The organism is Pseudomonas sp. 203-8 (genome assembly GCF_020708595.1).
GTDB lineage: Bacteria > Pseudomonadota > Gammaproteobacteria > Pseudomonadales > Pseudomonadaceae > Pseudomonas > Pseudomonas aeruginosa.
Genome location: NZ_JAJFDF010000001.1, coordinates 323744 through 346167, shown reverse-complemented (window position 1 = coordinate 346167; position 22424 = coordinate 323744). Strand labels below are relative to the sequence as shown.

At 68.3% G+C, this 22424-nt stretch carries 19 protein-coding genes; 11 read left to right on the top strand and 8 right to left on the bottom strand.

Features of this window, described 5'->3' with window-relative positions; all coding sequences use genetic code 11:
• Positions 1–19 precede the first annotated feature (19 nt).
• Both LJF27_RS01590 and LJF27_RS01585 read right to left on the bottom strand, forming a co-directional pair.
• Complete coding sequence (locus tag LJF27_RS01590) at positions 20–1219, bottom strand: O-antigen ligase family protein (RefSeq protein WP_003116153.1); 1200 nt, start codon at positions 1217–1219, stop codon at positions 20–22.
• Positions 1220–1226: 7 nt separating this feature from the next.
• Complete coding sequence (locus LJF27_RS01585; RefSeq protein ID WP_003114545.1) at positions 1227–1877, bottom strand: hypothetical protein; 651 nt, start codon at positions 1875–1877, stop codon at positions 1227–1229.
• 107 nt (positions 1878–1984) lie between these two features.
• Between LJF27_RS01585 and msbA the strand changes: the two genes are divergently transcribed.
• From msbA to LJF27_RS01565, 4 genes are all read left to right on the top strand, one after another.
• A complete protein-coding gene (gene msbA, locus LJF27_RS01580; RefSeq protein ID WP_003114544.1) occupies positions 1985–3796 on the top strand; it encodes a lipid A export permease/ATP-binding protein MsbA in 1812 nt (603 codons plus the stop codon).
• Positions 3797–3836: 40 nt separating this feature from the next.
• The gene (gene hldE, locus LJF27_RS01575; RefSeq protein WP_003095747.1) at positions 3837–5261 is read left to right on the top strand and encodes a bifunctional D-glycero-beta-D-manno-heptose-7-phosphate kinase/D-glycero-beta-D-manno-heptose 1-phosphate adenylyltransferase HldE; all 1425 of its coding nucleotides are present in this window, start codon (positions 3837–3839) and stop codon (positions 5259–5261) included.
• 127 nt (positions 5262–5388) lie between these two features.
• Positions 5389–6678: an acyl-CoA dehydrogenase family protein gene (locus LJF27_RS01570; protein ID WP_003121174.1), complete on the top strand. Its 1290-nt coding sequence runs from the start codon at positions 5389–5391 to the stop codon at positions 6676–6678.
• Between the two features lie 48 nt (positions 6679–6726).
• Complete coding sequence (locus LJF27_RS01565) at positions 6727–7935, top strand: acyl-CoA dehydrogenase family protein (RefSeq protein WP_003095742.1); 1209 nt, start codon at positions 6727–6729, stop codon at positions 7933–7935.
• A gap of 24 nt (positions 7936–7959) precedes the next feature.
• Here LJF27_RS01565 and LJF27_RS01560 read toward each other — a convergent pair whose 3' ends face one another.
• The 4 genes from LJF27_RS01560 to LJF27_RS01545 all read right to left on the bottom strand — a co-directional run bounded on the left by LJF27_RS01560 (position 7960) and on the right by LJF27_RS01545 (position 11426).
• Entirely contained in the window at positions 7960–8880 is a 921-nt protein-coding gene (locus LJF27_RS01560; RefSeq protein ID WP_003114542.1) for a hypothetical protein, read from the bottom strand.
• Positions 8881–9048: 168 nt separating this feature from the next.
• Positions 9049–9861 (bottom strand): aldo/keto reductase, encoded by an 813-nt coding sequence (locus LJF27_RS01555; protein WP_023116797.1) that lies wholly within the window; start codon positions 9859–9861, stop codon positions 9049–9051.
• On the bottom strand, positions 9858–11033 hold the full coding sequence (locus LJF27_RS01550; RefSeq protein WP_003141739.1) for an NAD(P)/FAD-dependent oxidoreductase: 1176 nt from the start codon (positions 11031–11033) through the stop codon (positions 9858–9860). Before LJF27_RS01550 ends, LJF27_RS01555 begins: the two co-directional genes overlap by 4 nt.
• Positions 11034–11093: 60 nt before the next feature.
• Positions 11094–11426: a DMT family transporter gene (locus tag LJF27_RS01545; RefSeq protein ID WP_003095735.1), complete on the bottom strand. Its 333-nt coding sequence runs from the start codon at positions 11424–11426 to the stop codon at positions 11094–11096.
• Between the two features lie 84 nt (positions 11427–11510).
• On the opposite strand from LJF27_RS01545, the gene LJF27_RS01540 reads away from it, so the two are divergent.
• Positions 11511–12395, top strand: a complete 885-nt coding sequence (locus LJF27_RS01540) for a LysR family transcriptional regulator (protein WP_003114539.1) — start codon at positions 11511–11513, stop codon at positions 12393–12395.
• A gap of 35 nt (positions 12396–12430) precedes the next feature.
• Positions 12431–13708: a lipid IV(A) 3-deoxy-D-manno-octulosonic acid transferase gene (waaA, locus tag LJF27_RS01535; RefSeq protein WP_003109887.1), complete on the top strand. Its 1278-nt coding sequence runs from the start codon at positions 12431–12433 to the stop codon at positions 13706–13708.
• A 48-nt stretch (positions 13709–13756) separates the two neighbouring features.
• Here waaA and LJF27_RS01530 read toward each other — a convergent pair whose 3' ends face one another.
• Together LJF27_RS01530 and LJF27_RS01525 are read right to left on the bottom strand one after the other, a co-directional pair.
• Positions 13757–14356 carry a helix-turn-helix domain-containing protein gene (locus tag LJF27_RS01530; RefSeq protein WP_003095727.1) on the bottom strand — a complete coding sequence of 200 codons (600 nt, stop codon included), beginning with the start codon at positions 14354–14356 and terminating at the stop codon, positions 13757–13759.
• A 77-nt stretch (positions 14357–14433) separates the two neighbouring features.
• Entirely contained in the window at positions 14434–16380 is a 1947-nt protein-coding gene (locus tag LJF27_RS01525) for an FAD-dependent oxidoreductase (RefSeq protein WP_023116796.1), read from the bottom strand.
• 173 nt (positions 16381–16553) lie between these two features.
• Here LJF27_RS01525 and LJF27_RS01520 point away from each other — a divergent pair, with 173 nt between their 5' ends.
• From LJF27_RS01520 to LJF27_RS01500, 5 genes are all read left to right on the top strand, one after another.
• Positions 16554–17645, top strand: coding sequence for an ABC transporter substrate-binding protein (locus LJF27_RS01520; RefSeq protein ID WP_023116795.1), 1092 nt, complete (start codon positions 16554–16556; stop codon positions 17643–17645).
• Between the two features lie 76 nt (positions 17646–17721).
• On the top strand, positions 17722–18369 hold the full coding sequence (locus LJF27_RS01515; protein ID WP_003114535.1) for a TetR family transcriptional regulator C-terminal domain-containing protein: 648 nt from the start codon (positions 17722–17724) through the stop codon (positions 18367–18369).
• 117 nt (positions 18370–18486) lie between these two features.
• Positions 18487–19221, top strand: a complete 735-nt coding sequence (gene aruR / locus LJF27_RS01510) for a two-component system response regulator AruR (protein ID WP_003095718.1) — start codon at positions 18487–18489, stop codon at positions 19219–19221.
• Between the two features lie 3 nt (positions 19222–19224).
• Positions 19225–20001 (top strand): substrate-binding periplasmic protein, encoded by a 777-nt coding sequence (locus tag LJF27_RS01505; protein ID WP_017002009.1) that lies wholly within the window; start codon positions 19225–19227, stop codon positions 19999–20001.
• On the top strand, positions 19998–22262 hold the full coding sequence (locus tag LJF27_RS01500; RefSeq protein WP_023116794.1) for an ATP-binding protein: 2265 nt from the start codon (positions 19998–20000) through the stop codon (positions 22260–22262). The genes LJF27_RS01505 and LJF27_RS01500 overlap by 4 nt, the downstream gene beginning before the upstream one ends.
• The last annotated feature ends 162 nt before the right edge of the window (positions 22263–22424 follow it).

The window sequence follows — 22424 nt, the reverse complement described above, 5'->3', positions numbered from 1 at the left end:
ATGAACCCGGACCGCCTCCTCAGGAGGCGGTTTCGTTTTTGTCGCGGGCGCTTTTCTGCACCCACAGGGCGTACAGCAGGGCCAATGGAATCCAGATCAGGAACCAGTGCTCCTTGGGGCGGGACATGAACGCGTTGCCTTCCGTGAGGCCGGAAGCCAGTCCGAAGACCAGCCAGGTAGACGCCAGCAGCACCATGGGGTCGCGACGGTTCTTCCAGGCGAAGACGAAGGCCAGGGCGTAGATCGCAGACCATAGCAGCAGGCCGACGATCCCGCCGGCGAACAGCACGCCCAGCTCGATGTTGTGCGGATCGGCCAGCAGCATGCCGTTGGCCAGCTTGATCCGCATCGGGTGATCGTAGCCATGGCCAAGCCAGGGGTGCTCGCCGATCTGGCGCAGGGATTCGCTCCAGATTTCCGGGCGGAAGGAGACGCCGCGCTGGGTGACCAGCTCTGGATTGAAGATATAAGCCACGATCATGCCCAGCGCTGCCAACCCGATGACGATCAGGGTCTTTTTCTGATTACCGGCGACCAGCAGCCAGCCCAGGCAGGCGGTGAGTGCGATCAATGGGGTGCGTGAGCCGGTCGACAGCAACAGGCAGCATAGTATCGCCAGGGACAGCAGCGGCAGTGGCGCAAGAAGATGGCGTGATTGCATCCAGTAAACCAGCCAGACCACAGTGAATGCGCCATATACATGGGCACTCAGCAGTGGGTTGTAGAGAGCCCCGTATCCGGACAAGCGCATCCATGCAGGATGTGTCTGGAGGTGGTAGTGGACCACCGTGACCGCTGCGGCGAAAACTGCTCCCAGTGCCGCCAGCCAAGTAATGTTGCGTAGGCGTTCGGGTGCCTGTAGCGCCAGTATCCCCACACAGAAGAGCAGTAGAACGATGTACAGCGGCCGTTTGAACAGCGAACCCGCCGAGTTTTCCGGCGTTGACCAGAGCAGGCTGAGCATCATGTAAGCGCTGAAGGCCAGAATGGCGATGAGCAGCGGCGAGCGGGTCAGTGGACGTAACAGTTGCGGCTGGATAATCACGAAAAGCAGCGTCGGGGCTGCAAGCAGGATGTAGAAGAGGCGATGGTAGTCGGAGCGGTCGCCGACCCAGAACATTCCGGTGAGCAGGGCCAGCCAGCCCAGCGGCAGGATCCAGTGGCTGAGGATGCGGCTGGTATCGTGGCGAAGACGGGTCAGTCGGGTAGCTGCGAACATTCCTTGCTCAATCCAGTTGCAGTTGCTTGAGGAGCTGCTCGAGTGTCCAGTGGACCTGGCTGCTGCGGAGATAGGCCTTGAGCACCAGGTGCTCGCTGTCGTCGAGGAACCAGGTTCGATCCTGTTCGTAGCGCAGCAGGTGCTTGAAATTGCGAATGCGCTGGGCGGCGCTGAGCGCCGAGCGCTGGACCCGCAGGTCGGCGATGTCGATCAGGCCCATCCGGCCTTCCGGCGTGCGCACCACGTTGCCCAGGTGCAGCGAGCGGAAGTACACCCCCTTGGCGTGCAGCGCGGCGATCAGCTCGCCCAGTTGCGTCCGGACTGCGTCGCCGCACTCCGGGTCGTTGCGGTCGAGTTGGCGGAGGGTCTGCCCCGGTAGCGGCTCGTAGTGCACCGCGTCGCGCTGGATATGTGGGATCCGCAATACGTCCAGCACCTTCGGGCAGACGATGCCGCGCCGCGCCAGTTCGCTGGCGTTGCGGGCGAAGCGCTCCGCATAGGGGAACAGGGCTGCGGAGGAAATCAGGCGCTTGCGGCGAAACAGTTTGAGGAAGGACCCGTCGCGCAGACGCAGAACCTTGTCCCCATGACCATCGGCTTCCAGCACTTCTGCGTTGTCACGCAACTGCAAGTAGGAGGGGTAGTCTATGACTCGCATGCGAGCTCCTGAACGAACGGCCCGCCATCTTACCCCAACACGCCTTCCAGGCGGAGTGATGGAGGTCCTGTGCTACACTCCGGGACCTTTTCAGCATGTAAGAAACCATGAGCGATAGTCCTCAGAATCCCGGACCTTCCAGTCTCAAGATCTATTTCCGCCTGTTGGGCTACGTGAAGCCCTACATCGGAATGTTCCTACTCAGCATCGTCGGTTTCCTGATCTTCGCCTCGACCCAGCCGATGCTGGCGGGCATCCTCAAGTATTTCGTCGACGGCCTCTCCAATCCTGACGCGGCATTGTTTCCGAATGTGCAGTGGCCCTGGTTGCGCGACTTGCACCTGGTCTACGCGGTGCCGTTGCTGATCATCCTGATCGCTGCCTGGCAGGGGCTGGGCTCGTTCCTCGGCAACTTCTTCCTCGCCAAGGTTTCCCTGGGGCTGGTGCATGACCTGCGGGTCGCCCTGTTCAACAAGCTGCTGGTGCTGCCGAACCGCTATTTCGACACGCACAGCTCCGGCCACCTGATCTCGCGCATCACCTTCAACGTGACCATGGTCACCGGAGCGGCCACGGATGCCATCAAGGTGGTGATCCGTGAGGGCCTGACCGTGGTCTTCCTGTTCCTCTACCTGCTGTGGATGAACTGGAAGCTGACCCTGGTGATGCTGGCGATCCTGCCGGTCATCGCGGTGATGGTGACTACCGCCAGCCGCAAGTTCCGCAAGCAGAGCAAGAAGATCCAGGTGGCCATGGGCGACGTCACCCACGTCGCCTCGGAAACCATCCAGGGCTACCGGGTAGTGCGCAGCTTCGGCGGCGAAGCCTATGAAGAGAAGCGCTTCCTCGACGCCAGCCAGAGCAATACCGACAAGCAGTTGCGGATGACCAAGACCGGCGCGGTCTACACGCCGATGCTGCAATTGGTGATCTACGTCGCCATGGCGATACTGATGTTCCTCGTGCTGTGGCTGCGCGGGGACGCCTCGGCCGGCGACCTGGTGGCCTATATCACCGCGGCGGGCCTGTTGCCCAAGCCGATCCGCCAGCTTTCCGAGGTCAGTTCCACGGTCCAGCGCGGCGTCGCCGGCGCCGAGAGCATCTTCGAGCAGCTCGACGAAGCGGCGGAGGAAGACCAGGGTACCGTCGAGAAGGAGCGGGTCAGCGGGCGCCTGGAAGTGCGCAACCTGAGCTTCCGTTATCCCGGAACCGACAAGCAGGTGCTGGATGACATCAGTTTCATCGCCGAGCCCGGGCAGATGATCGCCCTGGTCGGCCGTTCCGGTAGCGGCAAATCGACCCTGGCCAACCTGGTTCCGCGCTTTTACCAGCACAATGACGGCAAGATCCTCCTTGATGGCGTTGAAGTCGAGGATTATCGCCTGCGCAACCTGCGCCGCCACATCGCCCTGGTGACCCAGCAGGTCACGCTGTTCAACGACAGCGTGGCCAACAACATCGCCTACGGCGACCTGGCTGGCGCGCCGCGCGAGGAAATCGAGCGGGCGGCGAAGGCTGCCAACGCCAAGGAGTTCATTGACAACCTGCCGCAAGGCTTCGACACCGAGGTCGGCGAGAATGGCGTGCTGCTTTCCGGCGGCCAGCGCCAGCGTCTGGCGATCGCCCGGGCGCTGCTCAAGGACGCGCCCCTGCTGATCCTCGACGAGGCGACCTCGGCGCTGGACACCGAGTCGGAGCGGCATATCCAGGCGGCGCTGGACGAAGTGATGAAGGGGCGCACCACCCTGGTGATCGCCCACCGCCTGTCGACCATCGAGAAGGCCGACCTGATCCTGGTGATGGACCAGGGGCAGATCGTCGAGCGCGGCAGCCACGCCGAGCTGTTGGCGCAGAACGGCCATTATGCGCGGCTGCATGCGATGGGACTGGATGAGCAGGCGCCGGCGCCTGTCGGCTGATAAACTGGGCGTCTGCCCCGAGAGGTTGTTTGGAGTTCCCATGAAGTTGTCCATGCCCCGTTTCGACCAGGCCCCGGTGTTGGTGGTCGGTGATGTGATGCTCGACCGCTACTGGCATGGCGCGACTTCGCGCATTTCGCCGGAGGCCCCGGTGCCGGTGGTCCGCGTCGAACAGCACGAGGACCGCCCCGGCGGCGCCGCCAACGTCGCGCTGAACATCGCCGCGCTGGGCGCGCAGGCCTTGCTGGTCGGCGTCACCGGCCGCGACGAGGCCGCCGACAGCCTGGCCAACAGCCTCAAGGCCGCTGGAGTGGACGCGCGCTTCCAGCGCATCGATAGCCAGCCGACCATCGTCAAGCTGCGGGTCATGAGTCGCCACCAGCAACTGCTGCGGGTCGACTTCGAGGAACCGTTCCGCACCGACGCGGCGGCCCTGGCCGTGGACGTCGAGTCGCTGCTGGCCAAGGTCAAGGTGCTGGTGCTGTCCGACTACGGCAAGGGCGCGCTACAGAACCACCAGGTGCTGATCCAGGCGGCGCGGGCGCGCAACATTCCGGTACTGGCCGATCCCAAGGGCAAGGACTTCGCCATCTATCGCGGCGCCAGCCTGATCACCCCGAACCTGTCCGAATTCGAGACCATCGTCGGCCGTTGCGCCGACGAAGCCGAACTGGTCGCCAAGGGCCAGGCGCTGATGAGCGAACTCGACCTCGGTGCCTTGCTGGTGACCCGCGGCGAGCATGGCATGACCCTGCTCCGCCATGGCCAGCCGGCCCTGCACCTGCCGGCGCGGGCGCGGGAAGTGTTCGACGTCACCGGTGCCGGCGATACGGTCATCTCCACCCTGGCCGCGGCGCTTGCCGCCGGCGAGGAGCTGCCTTCCGCGGTGGGTCTGGCCAACCTGGCCGCCGGCATCGTGGTCGGCAAGCTGGGTACCGCGGCGATCAGCGCGCCCGAACTGCGTCGCGCGGTGCAGCGCGAGCAGGGTTCCGAGCGTGGCGTGCTGGGCCTGGAGCAATTGCTGCTGGCAATCGAAGACGCCCGCGCCCACGGCGAGAAGATCGTCTTCACCAATGGCTGCTTCGACATCCTTCACGCCGGCCACGTGACCTACCTCGAACAGGCGCGCGCCCAGGGCGACCGCCTGATCGTCGGGGTCAACGACGACGCCTCGGTCACTCGCCTGAAGGGCGTTGGCCGGCCGATCAACTCGGTGGACCGGCGCATGGCGGTACTCGCCGGGCTCGGCGCGGTGGACTGGGTGGTGAGCTTCGCCGAAGACACTCCCGAGCGCCTGCTCGAGCAGGTGCGTCCGGACGTGCTGGTCAAGGGCGGCGATTACGGCGTCGAGCAGGTGGTCGGCGCGCAGATCGTCAAGGCCTACGGCGGCGAGGTACGGGTGCTCGGCCTGGTGGAGAACAGCTCCACCACCGCCATCGTCGAGAAGATCCGCCAGAAAGGCTGAGCCTTTCCCCGGTCGGTCGCCCCTGGCGGATGACTGGCTGGCCTGACAACTCCCTTCGGCGAGACGGTCATAGGCGCTGCCCATGCGGCGGCGCATGATCCGGGCATCCCATCCTGCGTGGAGCAAGATGCCCATGAGCACCGATGTACAGGGCCGTGCCCTGGCTGTACTGAACCGTGTCGCCCAGGCCGACTGGCCGGATCGCTTCAATCTTCGCAAACCCTTCGAGAAACTGCTCTACAGCGGCAGCCGTACCGGCTTCCGCCTGGCCAGCGAGCGTTCGGCGAAGCAGGCGAAGGGACCGCGCAAGGCCGATCCGGACGGGTTGTTCGACCTGTCGTTCTCCGACGACCAGCAGATGCTGGTGGACATGCTCGAAGGCTTCGCCCTGGAGGTGTTGCGTCCGCTGGCTCATGACGCGGATGCCGAGGCCAGCCTGCCGGCGGAACTGCTCAACCAGGCGCTGGAGCTGGGCCTGACCCACTATGGGGTCGGCGAGGTGCACGGCGGCATGGCCGGTGAGCGCACCACGGTGACCACTGCCCTTATCGCCGAGGCCCTGGCCAAGGGCGACCTGACGCTGGCGGCGGCCCTGCTGGTGCCGTTGTCGGCGGCCAACTGCATCCGCCGCTGGGGCAGCCCCTCGCAGCAGGCGCAGTGGCTGCCGGCGTTCGTCAGCGAAGAGGGGGCGCCGCTCACCGCCATCGCGGTCAACGAGCCGAGTCTGCTGTTCGACCCGCAGAAACTGGCGACCCGCGCCCGGCGCAAGGGCAGTCACTACCTGCTTTCCGGAGAGAAATGCCTGGTCCTGCGCGGCCTGGAGGCCAGCCGCCTGATCGTCGCGGCGAAGACCGACGAGGGGCCTGCGTTGTTCCTGGTGGAAGCCTCCGCCAAGGGCGTCGAGCGACGTGCCGAGCCGGCGATGGGACTGAAGGCCGGCGGCACCGCCCGGTTGCGCCTGAAGAGCGTCAAGGTGCCGGCGGACAACCGCCTGGCCGCCGAGCATTTCGACTACCGGGCCTTCCTCGATCACGCGGCCCTGGCCTGGTGTGCCCTGGCGCTGGGCACCGGGCAGGCGGCGCTGGACTACGTGATCGCCTACTGCAACGAGCGCGAGGCCTTCGGCGAGCCGATCAGCCATCGCCAGGGAGTCGCCTTCATGGTCGCCGACATCGCCATCGAACTGGACGCCATGCGCCTGATGGTCTGGCGCGCCTGCGCCCTGGCCGAGCGCGGCCAGCCGTTCCAGCGCGAGGCTTACCTGGCGCGTCTGCTGTGCGCCGAGAAGGCGATGAAGATCGGCACCGACGCCGTGCAACTGCTCGGCGGCCACGGCTTCACCAAGGAGCATCCGGCCGAGCGCTGGTACCGCGACCTGCGCGCGGTAGCGCTGATGGCCGGCGGCCTGCACCTGTGAACCCGAGCGAGTGCGCGGTCCGCCGCGACGAGTGAACGAGGAATCGACATGTACCTGGAAACCCCGAAGAAATTCCGCAGCCTGGCCAACCAGGCGCATCAGGTCGCGGAAAACTATTTCCGGCCGATCTCGCGCAAGTACGACAAGGCCGAACACGCCTATCCGAAGGAGCTGGACCTGCTCGCGGCCTTGCTGGACGGCATGAACAGCGGCTCGCCCGAGGCTGTCGGCGCGACCTCGGCGAGCAAGCGCGCCGGCAAGCAGGTCGAGGAGGGCATCAAGAACGGCGGCAACCTGTCGGCATTGCTCGGCGTGATGGAACTGTGCTGGGGCGACGTCGGCCTGCTCCTGGCCATGCCGCGCCAGGGGCTGGGCAACGCGGCGATCGCCGCGGTGGCCAACGAGGAGCAGTTGCAGCGCTTCGGCGGCACCTGGGCGGCGATGGCGATCACCGAGCCGGGCTGCGGCTCGGACTCGGCGGCGATTCGCACCACCGCGACCCAGGATGGCGACCACTATGTACTGAACGGCGAGAAGATTTTCGTCACTTCCGGCGAGCGGGCCGATGCCGTGGTGGTCTGGGCCACCCTGAACCGCAACCTGGGGCGGGCGGCGATCAAGTCCTTCGTGGTCGAGAAGGGCACGCCGGGGATGACCGTGACGCGCCTGGAGAAGAAGCTCGGGATCAAGGCTTCGGATACCGCTTCGATCAGTTTCAATGATTGCCGGGTGCCGGCCGCGAACCTGCTGGGCAACGCCGAGGTCGACGTGCAGAAGGGTTTCGCCGGGGTCATGGAGACCTTCGACAATACCCGCCCGCTGGTGGCCGGCATGGCCGTCGGGGTGGCCAAGGCGGCGCTGGACCGGACCCGCGAATTGCTGAAGAAGGCTGGCTGCAAGTTCGACTACAGGAAACCGCTGCTCACCGTCAGCCACGCCGAGGCCACTCTCTATCGCCTGGAGGCGGAGTGGGAGGCAGCGCGCCTGTTGACCTTGAAGGCGGCATGGATGGCCGACAACAAGCTGCCCAACTCGAAGGAAGCGTCCATCGCCAAGGCCAAGGCTGGACGGGTGGCCAACGAGATCACCCTGAAATGCGTGGAGCTGGCCGGCGCCCTCGGCTACGCCGAGGATGAACTGTTGGAGAAGTGGGCGCGGGACTCGAAGATCCTCGACATCTTCGAGGGCACCCAGCAGATCCAGCTGCTCATCGTCGCTCGCCGCCTGCTCGGCAAGTCTTCCAGCCAGTTGAAGTAGAAAGGGCGGCAAAGCCCGCCCGGTTCAGGCGCTGGCGCGGTCGCGCCCACCGCCGGCCTGGTCGCCGTTGCTGGATGGCCACAGTGCCAGCCAGTCGCGGAAACGGATGCGTTCCTCATGCACCAGCCAGCCGTCCTGTACGGCAAAGCTCTCGGCCAACCACAGGCCGCGGGTGGCCGCAGGGCGCAACTGGCCCTTGCGCAGGGTGAACAGGTCGCCGGTGGGGCGCCCCTGGTCCAGCGGCAGCAGGTAGAGATCGGGGCGCCGACGGTCCAGACGCGCCACCAGCGGACCGCTCTCGAGCCGCTCGTCGACATGGTAGAGGCTCGGCTCGCGCGCATCGCGCGGCAGCTCCAGGCGCATGTCGTAGACCAGTTGCAGCGAGGCCGTGGGCAGGTGTACGTAGGCGCGTGGGCGCTCCAGCAAGCGCAGGCTGCCGGCTTGCACCGGACGGGCGGCGCCGGACAGCGGGGTGAGGACGAAGTGGCTGTTCTCCCGGTAGCGCAGCGAACCCTGGTAGGGCGTCGGCAGCCAGGTGTCGCCGAAGCGCCCGCCGAGCCAGCCGCCGGCGGTCTCCACCAGGCATTCCTCGGCGACTTCCTGGATCGCCGTGAGCAGCGGCAGGTTCAGTTCGTGGGCCGGTACGTAGCCGGAGATCAGCTTGAGCACGGTATCGCCGCGGTCCAGCCGGCGCTGACGGACCAGCACCCAGTAGTCGCGGCCCTGCCAGTTCAGGGTCAAGCGCACCGAGACCCCCAGGTTGGCCAGCTCGGCGACGAAGCGCTGCGGGTCGGCTACCTCCATGCGGCGGCGGCGTACGAGCATCTGCTGGAAGTTCAGCGGCAGGCCGAGGGCCTGGTAGACCAGCCCGTCCGGGGAGGCCTCCACCAGCAGCGGCAGGGTCTTGAAGGCGGACGGATCCTTGCGGGCGAGCATACGGGGCATACGGGGCTCCTTGTCGGGTCATCGCGCCGGGGCGGGACGGAGGCTCACGTTCGATGCACCGGCCACCGGAGGCGAGGGCGGCAGGCAGGATACGGCTCGTTCGGGAGGAACATGGCAGCGGAATGCACCGCGGGTGTCAACCCGCGGATGTTGCAGCCGATGTATGGTTCAGGCCTTTTTCAGGGCTTGCGCGGCCATCGCGACATTATGGGCCAGGTGCAGCGGATTGATGGTGCCGACGATGGCGGCGGCGACGCCCGGCTGGTCGAAGACCAGTTCGAAGCTGGCGCGCACCGGGTCCTGTCCGGCGCCCAGGCAGGCATGCCCGCTGGCCAGCGCCTTCTTCACCAGGATGCCCTTGGCATGGGCCGCGGCGTACTCGATGACCGGGCGCTCGGCGCGCTCGTTCAGGTTGTAGGTGACCATCGCGCAATCGCCCTCGCGCAGGGCGCGCAGGCCACCTTCGACGGTCTTGCCGGAGAGTCCGTAGGCGCCGATCAGGCCCTCGCGCTTGAGCGCGGCGAGAGTCGGGTAGACCTCGCTGTTCTCGAGGATATCCAGGTCGTTGCCATCGGAATGCACCAGCACCAGCTCGATCCGCTCGGTCTCCAGGCGCTTCAGGCTGCGTTCGACGGAGCGCCGGGTATGCGTGGCGGAGAAGTCGAAGACTGACTGGCCGTCGACGAACTCTTCGCCGACCTTGCTGACGATCACCCAATGCTCGCGCTGGCCGCGCAGCAGCGGGCCGAGGCGTTCCTCGCTGCGGCCGTAGGCCGGGGCGGTGTCGATCAGGTTGATGCCGAGGTCGCGGGCCAGGGCCAGCAGGTCGGCGGCTTCGCGGTCGTCGGGGATGATGAAGCCGGAAGGGTACTTCACTCCCTGGTCGCGGCCGAACTTGACGGTGCCCAGGCCCAGCGGCGAAACGGCCAGGCCGGTGTCGCCCAGCGGGCGGTGCAGGTCGTGGAGGGTATCCCTGATCATGCGAAGGCTACCTCCCAGGCCGGTTCGGCGAGCGGCGGACGCGGCAGTTGCGGCAGCGCGGCATGTTCGCTGGGGCGGATGCCGTCTTCTTCCAGGCGGGCGCAGACCCGGTCGGCGAAGTCAGGGGCCAGCGCCAGCTTGGTCGGCCAGCCGACCAGCAGGCGTCCCTGTTCGGCGAGGAAGGCGTTGTCCGGGCGCAACAGGTTGGACTGTGCCGGCTCGGCGCGATCCACCCGCAAGGTGGCCCACTGCGCCTGGCCGAGGTCGATCCAGGGCAGCAGCTTTGCCAGTTCGCGGCGTGCTTCGGCGATCTGCGCGGCTTCGTCGCGGGCCACGCCATCGGCTTCGGCGATGTCGCCGCCGAGGTACCAGACCGACTGGCCGTCGCGGGTCGGATGGGTGGTCACGGTGATCCGTGGCTTCGGCCCGGCCCCCAGGCAGTGGGCGTACAGCGGTTTCAGGGTCGCCGCCTTGACCATCACCATGTGCAGCGGCCGCCGCTGCATGGCCGGTTGTTCCAGGCCCAGTTCGCGGAGCAGCGCCTCGTTGCCGGCACCGGCGCTGAGCACCACGCGCTGTGCACGGATCTCCCGGCCGTCGACGCACAGGCCGGCCAGTTCCCGGCCTTCGCGCAGCGGTTCGATGCGCTCGCCGGCGAGCAGGCTGTCGCCGGCCAGTTCCGCCAGGCGGCGAATCAGGTCGGGGACGTCGAAGACGATTTCCGTGAGGCGGTAGGCCTTGCCCTTGAACCCCTTGTCGCGCAGCGCCGGAGGCAAATCCCCGCCCTTGGCCTGCTCGACCCGGCTGCGCACCGCCTTGCTGGCGAAGAAGCTGGTAAGGCTGCCGGCCAGGCCGCCCGGCGACCACAGGTAGTGCGCCTCGGAAAGCAGGCGTACGCCCCGCAGGTCGAGTTCGCCGTCGCTGCCGAGACAGGCGCGCCAGCGCCGCGGCATGTCGGCGATGGCTTCGGAGGCGCCGGTCAGGGCGCCATGCAGGGCGTACTTGGCGCCGCCGTGGATGATCCCCTGCGACTTCACGCTCTGTCCGCCGCCGAGGCTGGCGCTTTCCACCAGCACGGTGGCGTAGCCGGCCCGGCGCAAGCGGGCGTTCAGCCAGAGGCCGGCGATACCGCCGCCAACGATGAGGATGTCGGTGGAAAGGGCTTGGGGCATGGGGCTGCCTTATCGGGAACGGAAAGGGCGCAGTATACAACCTGCGCCCGCGACGGTCGTTCAGTGCCCCGAAGCGCGGGAGAACAACTGGATCACCAGCACGCCGGCGATGATCAGGCCGATACCGAGGAGGGCCGCGGGGTCCAGGCGCTGGCCGTAGACGAACATCGCCACCAGGCTGACCAGGACGATGCCGAGCCCGGACCAGATGGCGTAGACCACGCCGACCGGCAGGGTGCGCATGACCAGCACGAGCATGCTGAAGGCGAGCACGTAGCCGCCCACCACCAGCAGCAGCGGCAGTGGCTTGCTGAATCCGGCGACGGCTTTCAGCGAGGTGGTGGCGACCACTTCGGCGGCGATGGCGATGGCGAGGTAGAGATAATTGGTCATGGCGGCGTCCTCCGGAAACTGCGGCCATTCTAGGGAGCCGGCGGATGGGATAAAGTCGTTACCTATCTGTATTGGAGATAGGTTATGCAGTGGAACCTGGAGCAGATCCGCCTGTTCGTCAGCGTCGCCGAGCGCCAGTCGTTCTCTGCCGCCGCCCGCGAACTGAAGCGGGTGCAATCGGCGGTGAGCAACGGCATCGCGCTGCTGGAGGCGGACCTCGGCGTCACCCTGTTCGAACGCAGCAGCGGACGCCAGCCGCGCCTGACCGACGAGGGCCGGGTGCTGCTGGCGGAGGCGCGCGAGGTGCTGCGCCAGTGCGAGCGCCTGCAGGGGCGCGCGCTGGGGCTGGCGCGCGGCGAGGAGCCGCGGCTGCGCCTGGCCCAGGACGAGGCGATGCCCTACCAGCCGGTGCTGGACAGCCTGGAAGCGCTGGCGCAGCGCTTTCCCAGTCTGGAGGTGCAGGTGTCCAGCGGCGGCCAGGGTGACGTCACCCGTCGTTTGCTCGAGGAGCAGGCTGACCTCGGCCTGCTGTTCCACCATGAGCGCATGCCTGAGTCGCTGGAGCGGCGGCGCCTCGGCAGCGTCGAGATGGTCACGGTGTGCGGTGCCGGCCACCCGCTGGCCGGGCTGCAACGGGTCAGTCGCCGCGAGCTGGCACAGCACCGGCAACTTTTGATCGTGCCCCAGCAGAGCGGCTATCCGGGCGGCGAGCAGATCAGCCCGCAGGTCTGGCGGCTGGACAGCTTCTATTCCATGGCCGAGCTGCTGATGCGCAACCTCGGCTGGGCCTGGCTACCGCGGCACGTGGTGCAGTACCCCACCTACGACCGGCTGATGGTGGAGCTGACCAGCGACTGGACGCCGCCGGCGCTGGTGGTCGAACTGGTCTGGCGGCGCAACGAGGTGCTCGGCCCGGCGGCGGCCTGGCTCGGCGAAACCTTCACCCGCCACCTGCGCGCCATCGGCTGAGCCGGTCGGCGGGAGTTTTGCTAAGCTGCGCGCCCATGAACCGTACCCTCTATACCCTGCTGTTCCACCTCGGCTTGCCGCTGGTGGCGTTGCGCCTGTGGTGGCGCGCGCGCCAGGCACCGGCCTATGCCAAGCGCATCGGCGAGCGTTTTTCCCTGTCCTTGCCCGAGGTGCCGCCCGGCGGCATCTGGGTGCACGCTGTCTCGGTGGGCGAGAGCATCGCCGCCGCGCCGATGGTGCGGGCGCTGCTGGAGCGCCATCCGCAGCTGCCGGTCACCGTCACCTGCATGACCCCGACCGGCTCGGAGCGCATCCGCGCATTGTTCGGCGAGCAGGTCCGGCACTGCTACCTGCCCTACGACCTGCCCTGGGCGGCGGCGCGCTTCCTCGACCGGGTGCGGCCGCGCCTGGCGGTGATCATGGAAACCGAGCTGTGGCCCAACCATATCCATGCCTGCGCCGTGCGCGGGATCCCGGTGGCGCTGGCCAATGCGCGCCTGTCCGAGCGCTCGGCGCGTGGCTACGCGCGCTTCGCCGGGCTGACCCGGCCGATGCTCGCCGAGCTGTCCTGGATCGCCGTGCAGACCGAGGCCGAGGCCGAGCGCTTCCGTCGTCTCGGCGCGCGTCCTGAGTGCGTCAGCGTGACCGGCTCGATCAAGTTCGACCTGCGCATCGACCCGCAGCTGCCGCTGGCCGCTGCTGCCCTGCGCGAGGAATGGGACGCGACGGCGCGACCGCTGTGGATCGCCGCCAGCACCCATGCCGGCGAGGACGAGATCGTCCTGGCAGCCCACCGGCGCCTGCTGGAAACGCGTCCCGACGCGTTGCTGATCCTGGTGCCGCGCCATCCGGAACGCTTCGCCGGCGTCCACGAGCTATGCCGCCGCGAAGGCTTCGCCACGGTCCGGCGCTCCGGCGGCGAGCCGGTGGCACGCGCGACCCAGGTGCTGCTCGGCGATACCATGGGCGAGCTGCTGTTCCTCTATGCCCTGGCCGACATCGCTTTCGTCGGCGGCAGCCTGGTGCCCAACGGCGGGCACAACCTGCTGGAGCCGGCGGCCCTGGGCAAGCCGGTGTTCGCCGGTCCGCACCTGTTCAACTTCCTCGACATCGCCGCGCAATTGCGCGACGCCGGGGCGCTGCTCGAGGTGACGGATGCCGGCGAGCTGTGCGACGGCCTCACGCGCCTGTGGGCGCAGCCGGAGGTCGCGACGGCCATGGCCACTGCCGGAGAGAAGGTGCTGCGCAACAACCAGGGCGCCCTGGAGCGGCTGTTGGCGGGGTTGGCGCGGTTGCTCGAGCGCGGCGGGTAGCGCCCGCCCCGTCGGCGCTCCCCTGGCCCTGCATCGCGACAGGGCGTTTCAGAACGTCGGCGGGGTGATCACCCAGAGCACCAGGGTATCGCTGTCGCCTGGGTTGCCGTAGCGATGCGGTTCCTGGCTGGAGTAGCTGAAGCTGTCGCCCTCGCGGAGCTGGAAATGGCGGTCGCCGACCCAGAGTTCGAAGATTCCGCTGAGGATGTAGCCGGCTTCCTCGCCCTCATGGCTGTAGCTCTGCTGGCTGTAGGTGCCCGGCGGGAAACGCGAGTGGAGGATCTCCAACTGGCGGCTGGGCTGCGGGGTGAGCAGTTCGTCGATGATGCCGTCTTCGTAATGCACGCTCATGCGCGTGTTGCGCCGCACCACGTAGCCGGCGTCCGCCGGGTCCACCGCGGCCTCGCTGGCGAAGAACCACTGGATGGTCACGCCGAGGCTGCGGGCGATGTTGAACAGCGCCGGAATCGACGGATACGCCAGGTTGCGTTCCAGTTGGCTGATGTAGCCGGCGGTGAGTTCGCTCTGTGCGGCCAGCTCGGCCAGGGTCAGGCCGCGGCGTTTGCGCAGGCCGCGGATGCGGGTGCCGAGGAAGTGCGTTTCGCTGCGCGGCGTGTCGGTGGCGTCCGGCGGTGACGGGCGGGGCATGCGGCGGGGTCCTGGCTGCGTTTGCGGCATTCTAGGGGCTGGGCCGGGACCCGTCGAGGGAGCCGCGGCCGCGCCGCTCAGATGCTCCAGGCGGCCTTGAGCCCTTCGTAGATCGCCTCCTCGGCGGTGCGGGGGGCCAGGCAGTCGCCGATCCGCAACACCTCCGCCAGGCCGTGCAGGCTGTCGGCCAGGCGGTCCACCGGCTGGTGGCCCTGGCATAGCACCAGGGTATCGACCTCCTCGAACAGCATCGCCTCGCCGCTGGCGCTGTGCTGCATGTACACCGTGGTATCGTCGCAGCCGTACAGGCGGGCGTAGGGCGTGACCGGGATACCCAGGCGGTGCAGCTCGCCGGCCAACTGGTCGCGCACATACAGCGGCAGGCTCTCGCCGCAGTGGGTGCCGTTCACCGCCAGGCGCACCTGGTGGCCCTCGCGTACAAGCTTTTCCGCGATACCGGGGCCGATCCAGTCGCCCCGCCAGTCGGTGACCAGCACCGAACGACCGACCCGCACCTCGCCGCGCAGCACCTGCCAGGCATCCACCACCTGCAGCTCGCCGCCGCGCTCGAAAGGCGGCCAATAGGGTTCGGCGCCGGTAGCGACGATCACCAGGTCCGGCCGTTCGCGCTCCACCAGCGCGCGGTCGACCGGCGTGTTGCGGCGTACCTCGACGCCGGCCAGTTGCATCTCCCGTTGCAGGTTGGTGGAGGCGCCGCCGAATTCCGCGCGGCGCGGCAGCAGTTGCGCCAGGTTGACCTGGCCGCCGAGCTGGGCGCCGGCCTCGCAGAGCACTACCTCGTGGCCGCGCTGTGCCGCCACCGCCGCCGCCTTCATCCCCGCCGGGCCGCCGCCGGCGACCAGCACGCGCTTGCGCCGCGAGGCCGGATTGGGCGTTGCGTAGGTCAGCTCGCGGCCGGTTTCCGGGTGCTGGATGCAGGAGATCGGATAGCCTCGGTGGAAATGTCCGATGCAGGCCTGGTTGCAGGCGATGCAGGCGCGCACGTCGTCGCTGCGCCCGGCCTCGGCCTTGTTCGGCATCTGCGGGTCGCAGATCAGCGCGCGGGTCATGCCGCAGACGTCGGCCTGGCCTCGGGCGAGGATGGCCTCGGCCTCCTGGGGCTGGTTGATGCGCCCGGTGACGAACAGCGGGATCGCCAGGCGCGCCTTGAAGGTACCGGCTTCGCGGGCCAGGTAGGCCGGCTCGATGGCCATCGGCGGGACGATATGGATGGCGCCGCCGAGGGAGGCCGAAGTGCCGGCGACGATGTGCAGGTAGTCCAGCTCGCCCTGGACCGCCTCGGCCGCCTGCAGCGACTCGCTTTCGCTGAGACCCTCGGGGTCGCGCTCGTCGGCGGACAGGCGCAGGCCGACGATGAAGTCCTCGGAGGTGGCCGCGCGCACCGCCGCCAGCACTTCGCGGAGGAAACGCAGGCGGGCATCGAGGGCGCCGTTGTAGCCATCCGTGCGGCGGTTCACCCGCGGGTTGAGGAATTGCGCCGGCAGGTAGCCGTGGCTGGCGACCACCTCCACCCCGTCCAGTCCTGCCTCGTGCAGGCGGCGCGCGGCGGCGGCGTAGCCGGCGACGATCTCGTCGATCAGCGGCTGGTCGAGTTCGCGCGGCATCACCCGGAACCGTTCGTTGGGCGAGGCCGAGGCGGAATAGGCCACCGCCAGCAGGCCGTCGGCGGACTCCATGATCTCGCGCCCGGGATGGAAGATCTGCGACAGCACCACGCAGCCTTCGGCGTGGCAGGCCTCGGCGACCCGCCGGTAGCCGGGGATGCAGGCATCGTCGGTGGCCATCAGCACGTGCGAGGTGTAGCGCGCGCTGTCGTGGACCCCCGCCACCTGCATGACGATCAGTCCGGCGCCGCCGCGGGCCCGGGCGCGGTGATAGGCGACGAGTGGCTCGTTGACCAGGTTGTCGGTAGGCATCGACGTGTCGTGGCCGCTCGACATGATGCGGTTTTTCAGGCGTTTGCCCCGGATTTCCAGGGGGCTGAACAGGTGCGGGAAATTCACGGTTGGCGTCCTTCTTGTTGTTCTCGCGGCGCGCTTCAGAAACAGGATATGAATTTACCATCAGTAAAAAATCAACTTGTTTTTTTAAAATCGACTGGATAGTTTCTGTCCCGTGGCCGCTTCCCGGCGGCTCGCTGCGATCCACTCCACAACAAGAACAAGAGGAGACGCACATGAACCGTTCCTTTCCGTTGCGCCGCGCGGCCAGCGCCCGTCCGCACCCGGTTTTTCCTTGCCGCGTCCTGATCGGCGCCGTCCTGCTGGCGTTCGGCGGCCTCGCGCCGGTCCAGGCCGATGATGGCCTGGTGGTGGTCGGCTACGGCGGCGCCGGACAGAAGGCCCAGGAGGTGGCGTTCTTCCAGCCCTTCACGCAGCAGACCGGGATTCCCGTGGTGCAGAGCGAGTACAACGGCGAGATGGCCCGGATCAAGGTGATGGCCGACACCGGTCACGCCGACTGGGACCTGGTCCAGGTCGAGGGGCCGGACCTGGCGCGCGGTTGCGACGACGGCCTGTTCGAGCGTCTGGACTGGCAGGCCATCGGCGGCAAGCAGCAGTTGATCGCCAATGCCGCCCAGGAATGCGGTTCCGCCGCGCTGGTCTGGGGCGTGGCGATCGGCTACGACGCCGACCGGCTGCAACAGCCGCCGGCGTCCTGGGCCGACTTCTGGGACGTCCAGCGCTTCCCCGGCAAGCGCGGCCTGCGCAAGCGGGCGATCTACAACCTGGAGTTCGCCCTGCTCGCCGACGGCGTGCCACGCGAGCAGGTCTATCCGCTGCTGGCGACCCGCGCCGGTGCCGACCGTGCCTTCGCCAAGCTGGGCCAGCTCAAGCCCTACATCCAGTGGTGGGAGGCGGGAGCGCAGCCGGCGCAGTGGCTGGCCGCCGGCGACGTGGTGATGACGTCCACCTACACCGGGCGCATCGCCGACGCCCACCGCGCGGGGCGCAACCTGGCCCTGGTATGGCCGGGCAGCCTGTACGGCATGGACTACTGGGCGGTGGTCAAGGGTTCGAAGCGCGGCGCCGAGGCGCGTCGCTTCATCGCCTTCGCCAATGCCCCGGATGCCCAGGTGCGCTACGTCGAGAACATTCCCTACGGGCCGACCAACCGCCAGGCCGCCCAGCGCCTGCCCGCGCAACTGGCGAGCTGGGTGCCGACCGCGCCGGCGAACCTGGAGCAGGGCCTGGCGATGGACGACGAATTCTGGGTCGAGCACGGCGAGGAGCTGGAGGAGCGCTTCAACGCCTGGGCCAGCCAGTGAGACGGGCGCCACGTAACCTGCGATCATCGGGGCTGCCCGCCGGTGGTCGCGGGCGACGAGCAGGAGCCGCGAAAGGATGAACCAGGAAGTGCGCTTTTCCCGTCTGGAGCCAGAGCAGCGCAAGGCGCTGCTGATCGAGGCGACCCTGGCCTGCCTGAAGCGGCATGGCTTCCAGGGCGCCTCGGTGCGCAAGATCTGCGCCGAGGCCGGGGTATCGGTGGGCCTGATCAATCACCACTACGATGGCAAGGACGCGCTGGTGGCCGAGGCCTACCTGGCGGTCACCGGACGTGTCATGCGCCTGCTCCGCGGTGCCATCGACACCGCGCCGGGCGGCGCCCGCCCGCGGCTCTCGGCGTTCTTCGAGGCATCCTTCTCCGCCGAGCTGCTCGATCCGCAATTGCTCGACGCCTGGCTGGCGTTCTGGGGTGCGGTGGGCAGCATCGAAGCGATCGGGCGGGTCCACGACCATTCCTATGGCGAGTACCGGGCGCTGCTGGTCGGCGTGCTGCGGCAACTGGCGGAGGAGGGCGGCTGGGCGGACTTCGACGCGGAACTGGCGGCCATCAGCCTCAGCGCCCTGCTCGACGGGCTGTGGCTGGAGTCTGGGCTGAATCCCGCGACCTTCACGCCGCGGCAGGGCGTGCAGATTTGCGAGGCCTGGGTGGATGGTCTGGAGGCGGGCGCCCATCGCCGCTTCCGGCGTGCGATGGAAGCTTGTTGATCGTTCGTTCAGTAGTGGATAGGCTGCTGCTGGCAGCGGAAGGCGCCCCGGCCCCTTCCGCCCACCGTCCGACAACCCAGAACAAGAAACGCCCCGGCCCGCCGGAGGCGCAAGGTGATGGCGATGGTTCCGCGCGTATTGGTGGTCGACGACGACCCGGTGATTCGTGAGCTTCTCCAGGCCTATCTCGGCGAGGAGGGCTATGACGTCCTCTGCGCCGGCAACGCCGAGCAGGCGGAAGCCTGCCTTGCCGAGTGCGCCCATCTCGGCCAGCCGGTCGAGCTGGTGCTGCTGGACATCCGCCTGCCCGGCAAGGACGGCCTGACCCTGACCCGCGAGCTGCGGGTGCGCTCCGAGGTGGGGATCATCCTGATCACCGGGCGCAACGACGAGATCGATCGCATCGTCGGCCTGGAGTGCGGCGCCGACGATTACGTGATCAAGCCGCTGAACCCGCGCGAACTGGTGTCGCGGGCGAAGAACCTGATCCGCCGGGTGCGCCATGCCCAGGCCAGCGCCGGCCCCGCCCGGCAGGCCCTCAGGCAGTTCGGCGACTGGCTGCTGGACGCCGACCGGCGCCGCCTGATCGACCACGCGGGCAACGAAACCCTGCTCACCCATGGCGAATTCCAATTGCTCGGCGCTTTCCTGCGCAACAGCGGGCATACCCTGAGCCGCGACCAGTTGATGGACCAGATCCGCAACCGCGAGTGGCTGCCCAGCGATCGCTCCATCGACGTGCTGGTCGGCCGCCTGCGTCGCAAGCTGCGCGACGACCCGGCCGAACCGCAACTGATCATCACCATCCACGGCGCCGGCTACCTGTTCACCGCCGCGGCCAGCGACGCCTGAGCCATGCAGGCCTGCTGGCTGGCGCTCTGCGTATGGCTGCTGGGCGGCCTGGCACAGGCTGCGGAGACCATCCGCTATTGCGACTATCCGGTATACCCGCCGATCTCCTGGAGCGACGGCCAGCAGGTCCGGGGGCTGGCGCCGGAGCTGGTGAAGCGGCTGTTCGGCGCGCTGGGCTACCGGGTCGAGGTGGTGGTGCTGGGCAACTGGCGGCGCTGCCTGCTCGACGCCGCCGCCGGACGGGTCGACCTGATACTGGCCTACCGCACGCCCGCGCGCGATCGCGACCTGGCGTTTTCCGCCGAGCCGGTGCTGCGCGAGGAGGTGGCGATCTTCTACAACCGCCAGCGGCCGGTGCGCATCCAATCCCTCGGCGACCTCGCCGGCTATCGCGGCGGGCTGTTGTTCGGCGAAAGCTACGGGGCGGACTTCGACCGCTTCGTCGGCCGCCACGGCAACGTCGAATGGGTTTCCGACAGCCGACAGAACTTCGGCAAGCTGGTGCGCCAGCGCATCGACTACATCGCCCACGAACGGCGCACCGGCACGCTGTTCGCCGAGCGCCTGGCCGGCGGCGAGAACATCCGTGCGCTGCCCGAACCGCTGACGGTGGACTACCTGCGGGTGGCGGTCTCGCGGCACTCGCCGCTGGCGGCGAAGATGGACGAGATCGACCGGGCCCTGCGTGGCTATCGCGACGACGGCAGCATCCAGCGTTGGCTGGACGACAGCGTGCGCGACTATCGGCGCCTCGCCGGCAACCGCGCGGACGCCTGGTGAGCGGCCACGGCGGAGTGTTGGCGCAGCGCCTGCTGTGGCGGGTGCTGCTGTTCAGCCTGTGTTTCACCGTCCTCGCCGGCGCCGTGCAGCTGTTCTTCGAATACCGCCGCGAAATGCGCGAGATCGAGGCGCGCCTGGAACTGATCCGCAGCGGCTACCTGGCCAGCTTCGAGCGCAGCCTGTGGGATCTCAACCAGGAGCAGTTGAACGTGCAGTTGCGCGGCCTCGGGGATTTCCCCGACATCGCCCGTGTCAGCCTGCAAAGCGCCGACTTCAACCTGTTGCAGGGCGACCAGCGTCCACGCGGCATGCTGCGGGTCGAGCGCTTTCCCTTGAGCTACCAGCCGCCGGGGGGCGAGCGTCGGCAACTGGGCGAGCTGGAGATCGCCATCGACCTGGCGGCGGTCTATCGCCGGCTGGTTTCCGGCGGCCTGGCCAGCCTCTTGTGGATGGGCAGTTTCCTTTGCGGCCTGGCGGTGGCCCTCAGTTGGCTGTTCCACAGCCTGGTCACTCGCCATCTGTGGCGCATGTCCGAGTTCGCCGGGCATATCGCCGAAGGCGACCTGCAACAGCCGCTGCGACTGGACAAGGTGGACCGCGAGCGCGATGAGATCGACGCCGTCGCCGCCGCCCTGGAAGACATGCGCCAGGCCCTGCGCACCGACCGCCGCCGGCGCGATGCCGATCGCGACGAGTTGCGCCGACAGGTCGAGCGACGCACCGCCAGCCTGCGTCGGGCGAAGGACCAGGCGGAAGCCGCCGACCGGGCGAAGAGCCGTTTCCTCGCGACCATGAGCCATGAGATCCGTACCCCGCTGAACGGCATCCTGGGCATGGCCGAGCTGCTGCGCGAGGCATCGCTCGGCGAGCGTGACCGCCAGCGCCTGCGGGCACTGGCGACAGCGGGGGAGGGACTGCTGGCGATCCTCAACGAGGTCCTCCACTTCGCCCGGCTGGAGGAAGCGCCGGATGTGCCGGAAGCGGTGGACTTTTCCTTGCGAAGCCTGCTCGAGGACGTCCTCACCCTGCTCGAACCGCGGGCGCGGGAGAACGCCACGCGGCTGGACCTGTGGCTGGACCCGCAGGTTCATGACGGCCATCGCGGCGCCGAGCAGTTCCTGCGCCAGGTGTTGACCAACCTGCTGGGCAACGCGGTGAAGTTCACCGAGGCCGGCGAGGTGCGCGTTCGCGTCGAGCGGCTGGTGCGCAGCGCAGGAAGCGAGCGACTGCGGCTGAGCGTCGCGGACGATGGAATCGGCATTCCCGAGGAAATGCGCGAACGCATCTTCGAACGCTTCACCCAGGGCGGCGACGCCGTGACCCGCCGTTACGGCGGAACCGGCCTGGGCCTGGCGATCAGCAAGCGGCTGGTGGAAGCGCTGGGCGGGCGGATCGGCGTGGAAAGCCGGGTCGGCCAGGGCAGCACGTTCTGGTTCGAGATCGAGCTGGCGCTGGCGAGCTTGTCCGGCGCAACGCCGCCGGCGGCATCGGTGTCTGCGCTGGAGGTGCTGCTGGTGGAGGACGTGGCGCTCAACCGCGAGGTGGCCCAGGGCCTGCTCGAGCGGGACGGCCACCGGGTGATGCTGGCCGAGGACGCGGGGCCGGCCCTGGCGTTGTGCCGGCAGCGGCGCTTCGACCTGATCCTGCTGGACATGCACCTGCCGGGGATGGCTGGCCTCGAGCTTTGCGCCGGGATTCGCCGGCAGCTCGACGGCCTGAACCGCGCCACGCCGATCTTCGCCTTCACCGCCAGCATCCAGCCGGACATGGTGCGTCGGTACTTCGCCGCGGGCATGCAGGGGGTGCTCGGCAAGCCCCTGCGGATGGACGAGCTGCGCCGCGCGCTGGGCGAGGTCGGCACCAGCGTGCCTGCGCTTGCGGTGGAGGCCGCGCTGGACGCCGCGCTGGACCGGCAAATGCTCGAGACCCACCGCCGCCTGCTGGGGCGGCACAAGCTCGCCGGACTGCTGGGCAACCTGCTGGGAAGCCTGGACGAGCAGTTGCCGCTGCTGGCCGAAGCCCTGGACCAGGCGGACCTGGCCGAGGCGGCGAACATCGCCCATCGCCTGTCCGGAAGCTGCCACTCCATGGGCCTGGTGGCGCTCGGCGCCGGCCTGGGCGAGCTGGAGCGCGAGGCCCTGGGCGCGGCCGGGGTCGACCCGCGAGCCTGGGGCGCACGCCTGGGTAGCCTGCGCCGCGACGGCGCCGAAGCCCTGCGCCGCGCCGGCTTCCTCGGCGAAGCCGACTCAGCGGCCGGTTGAGCGGCGCGGCGAACAACTTCCTTACAGCTTTTTACATCTTCGATCCGCGCGTTCAACGGCGTCTTACATCCGCCGCCAATAATCCGCTCATCCGTGCGCAAGACACGGCCTCTGACAGAGTGGAGACAAGAATAATGAGCCATCTCGAAGACCCCTGTGCGT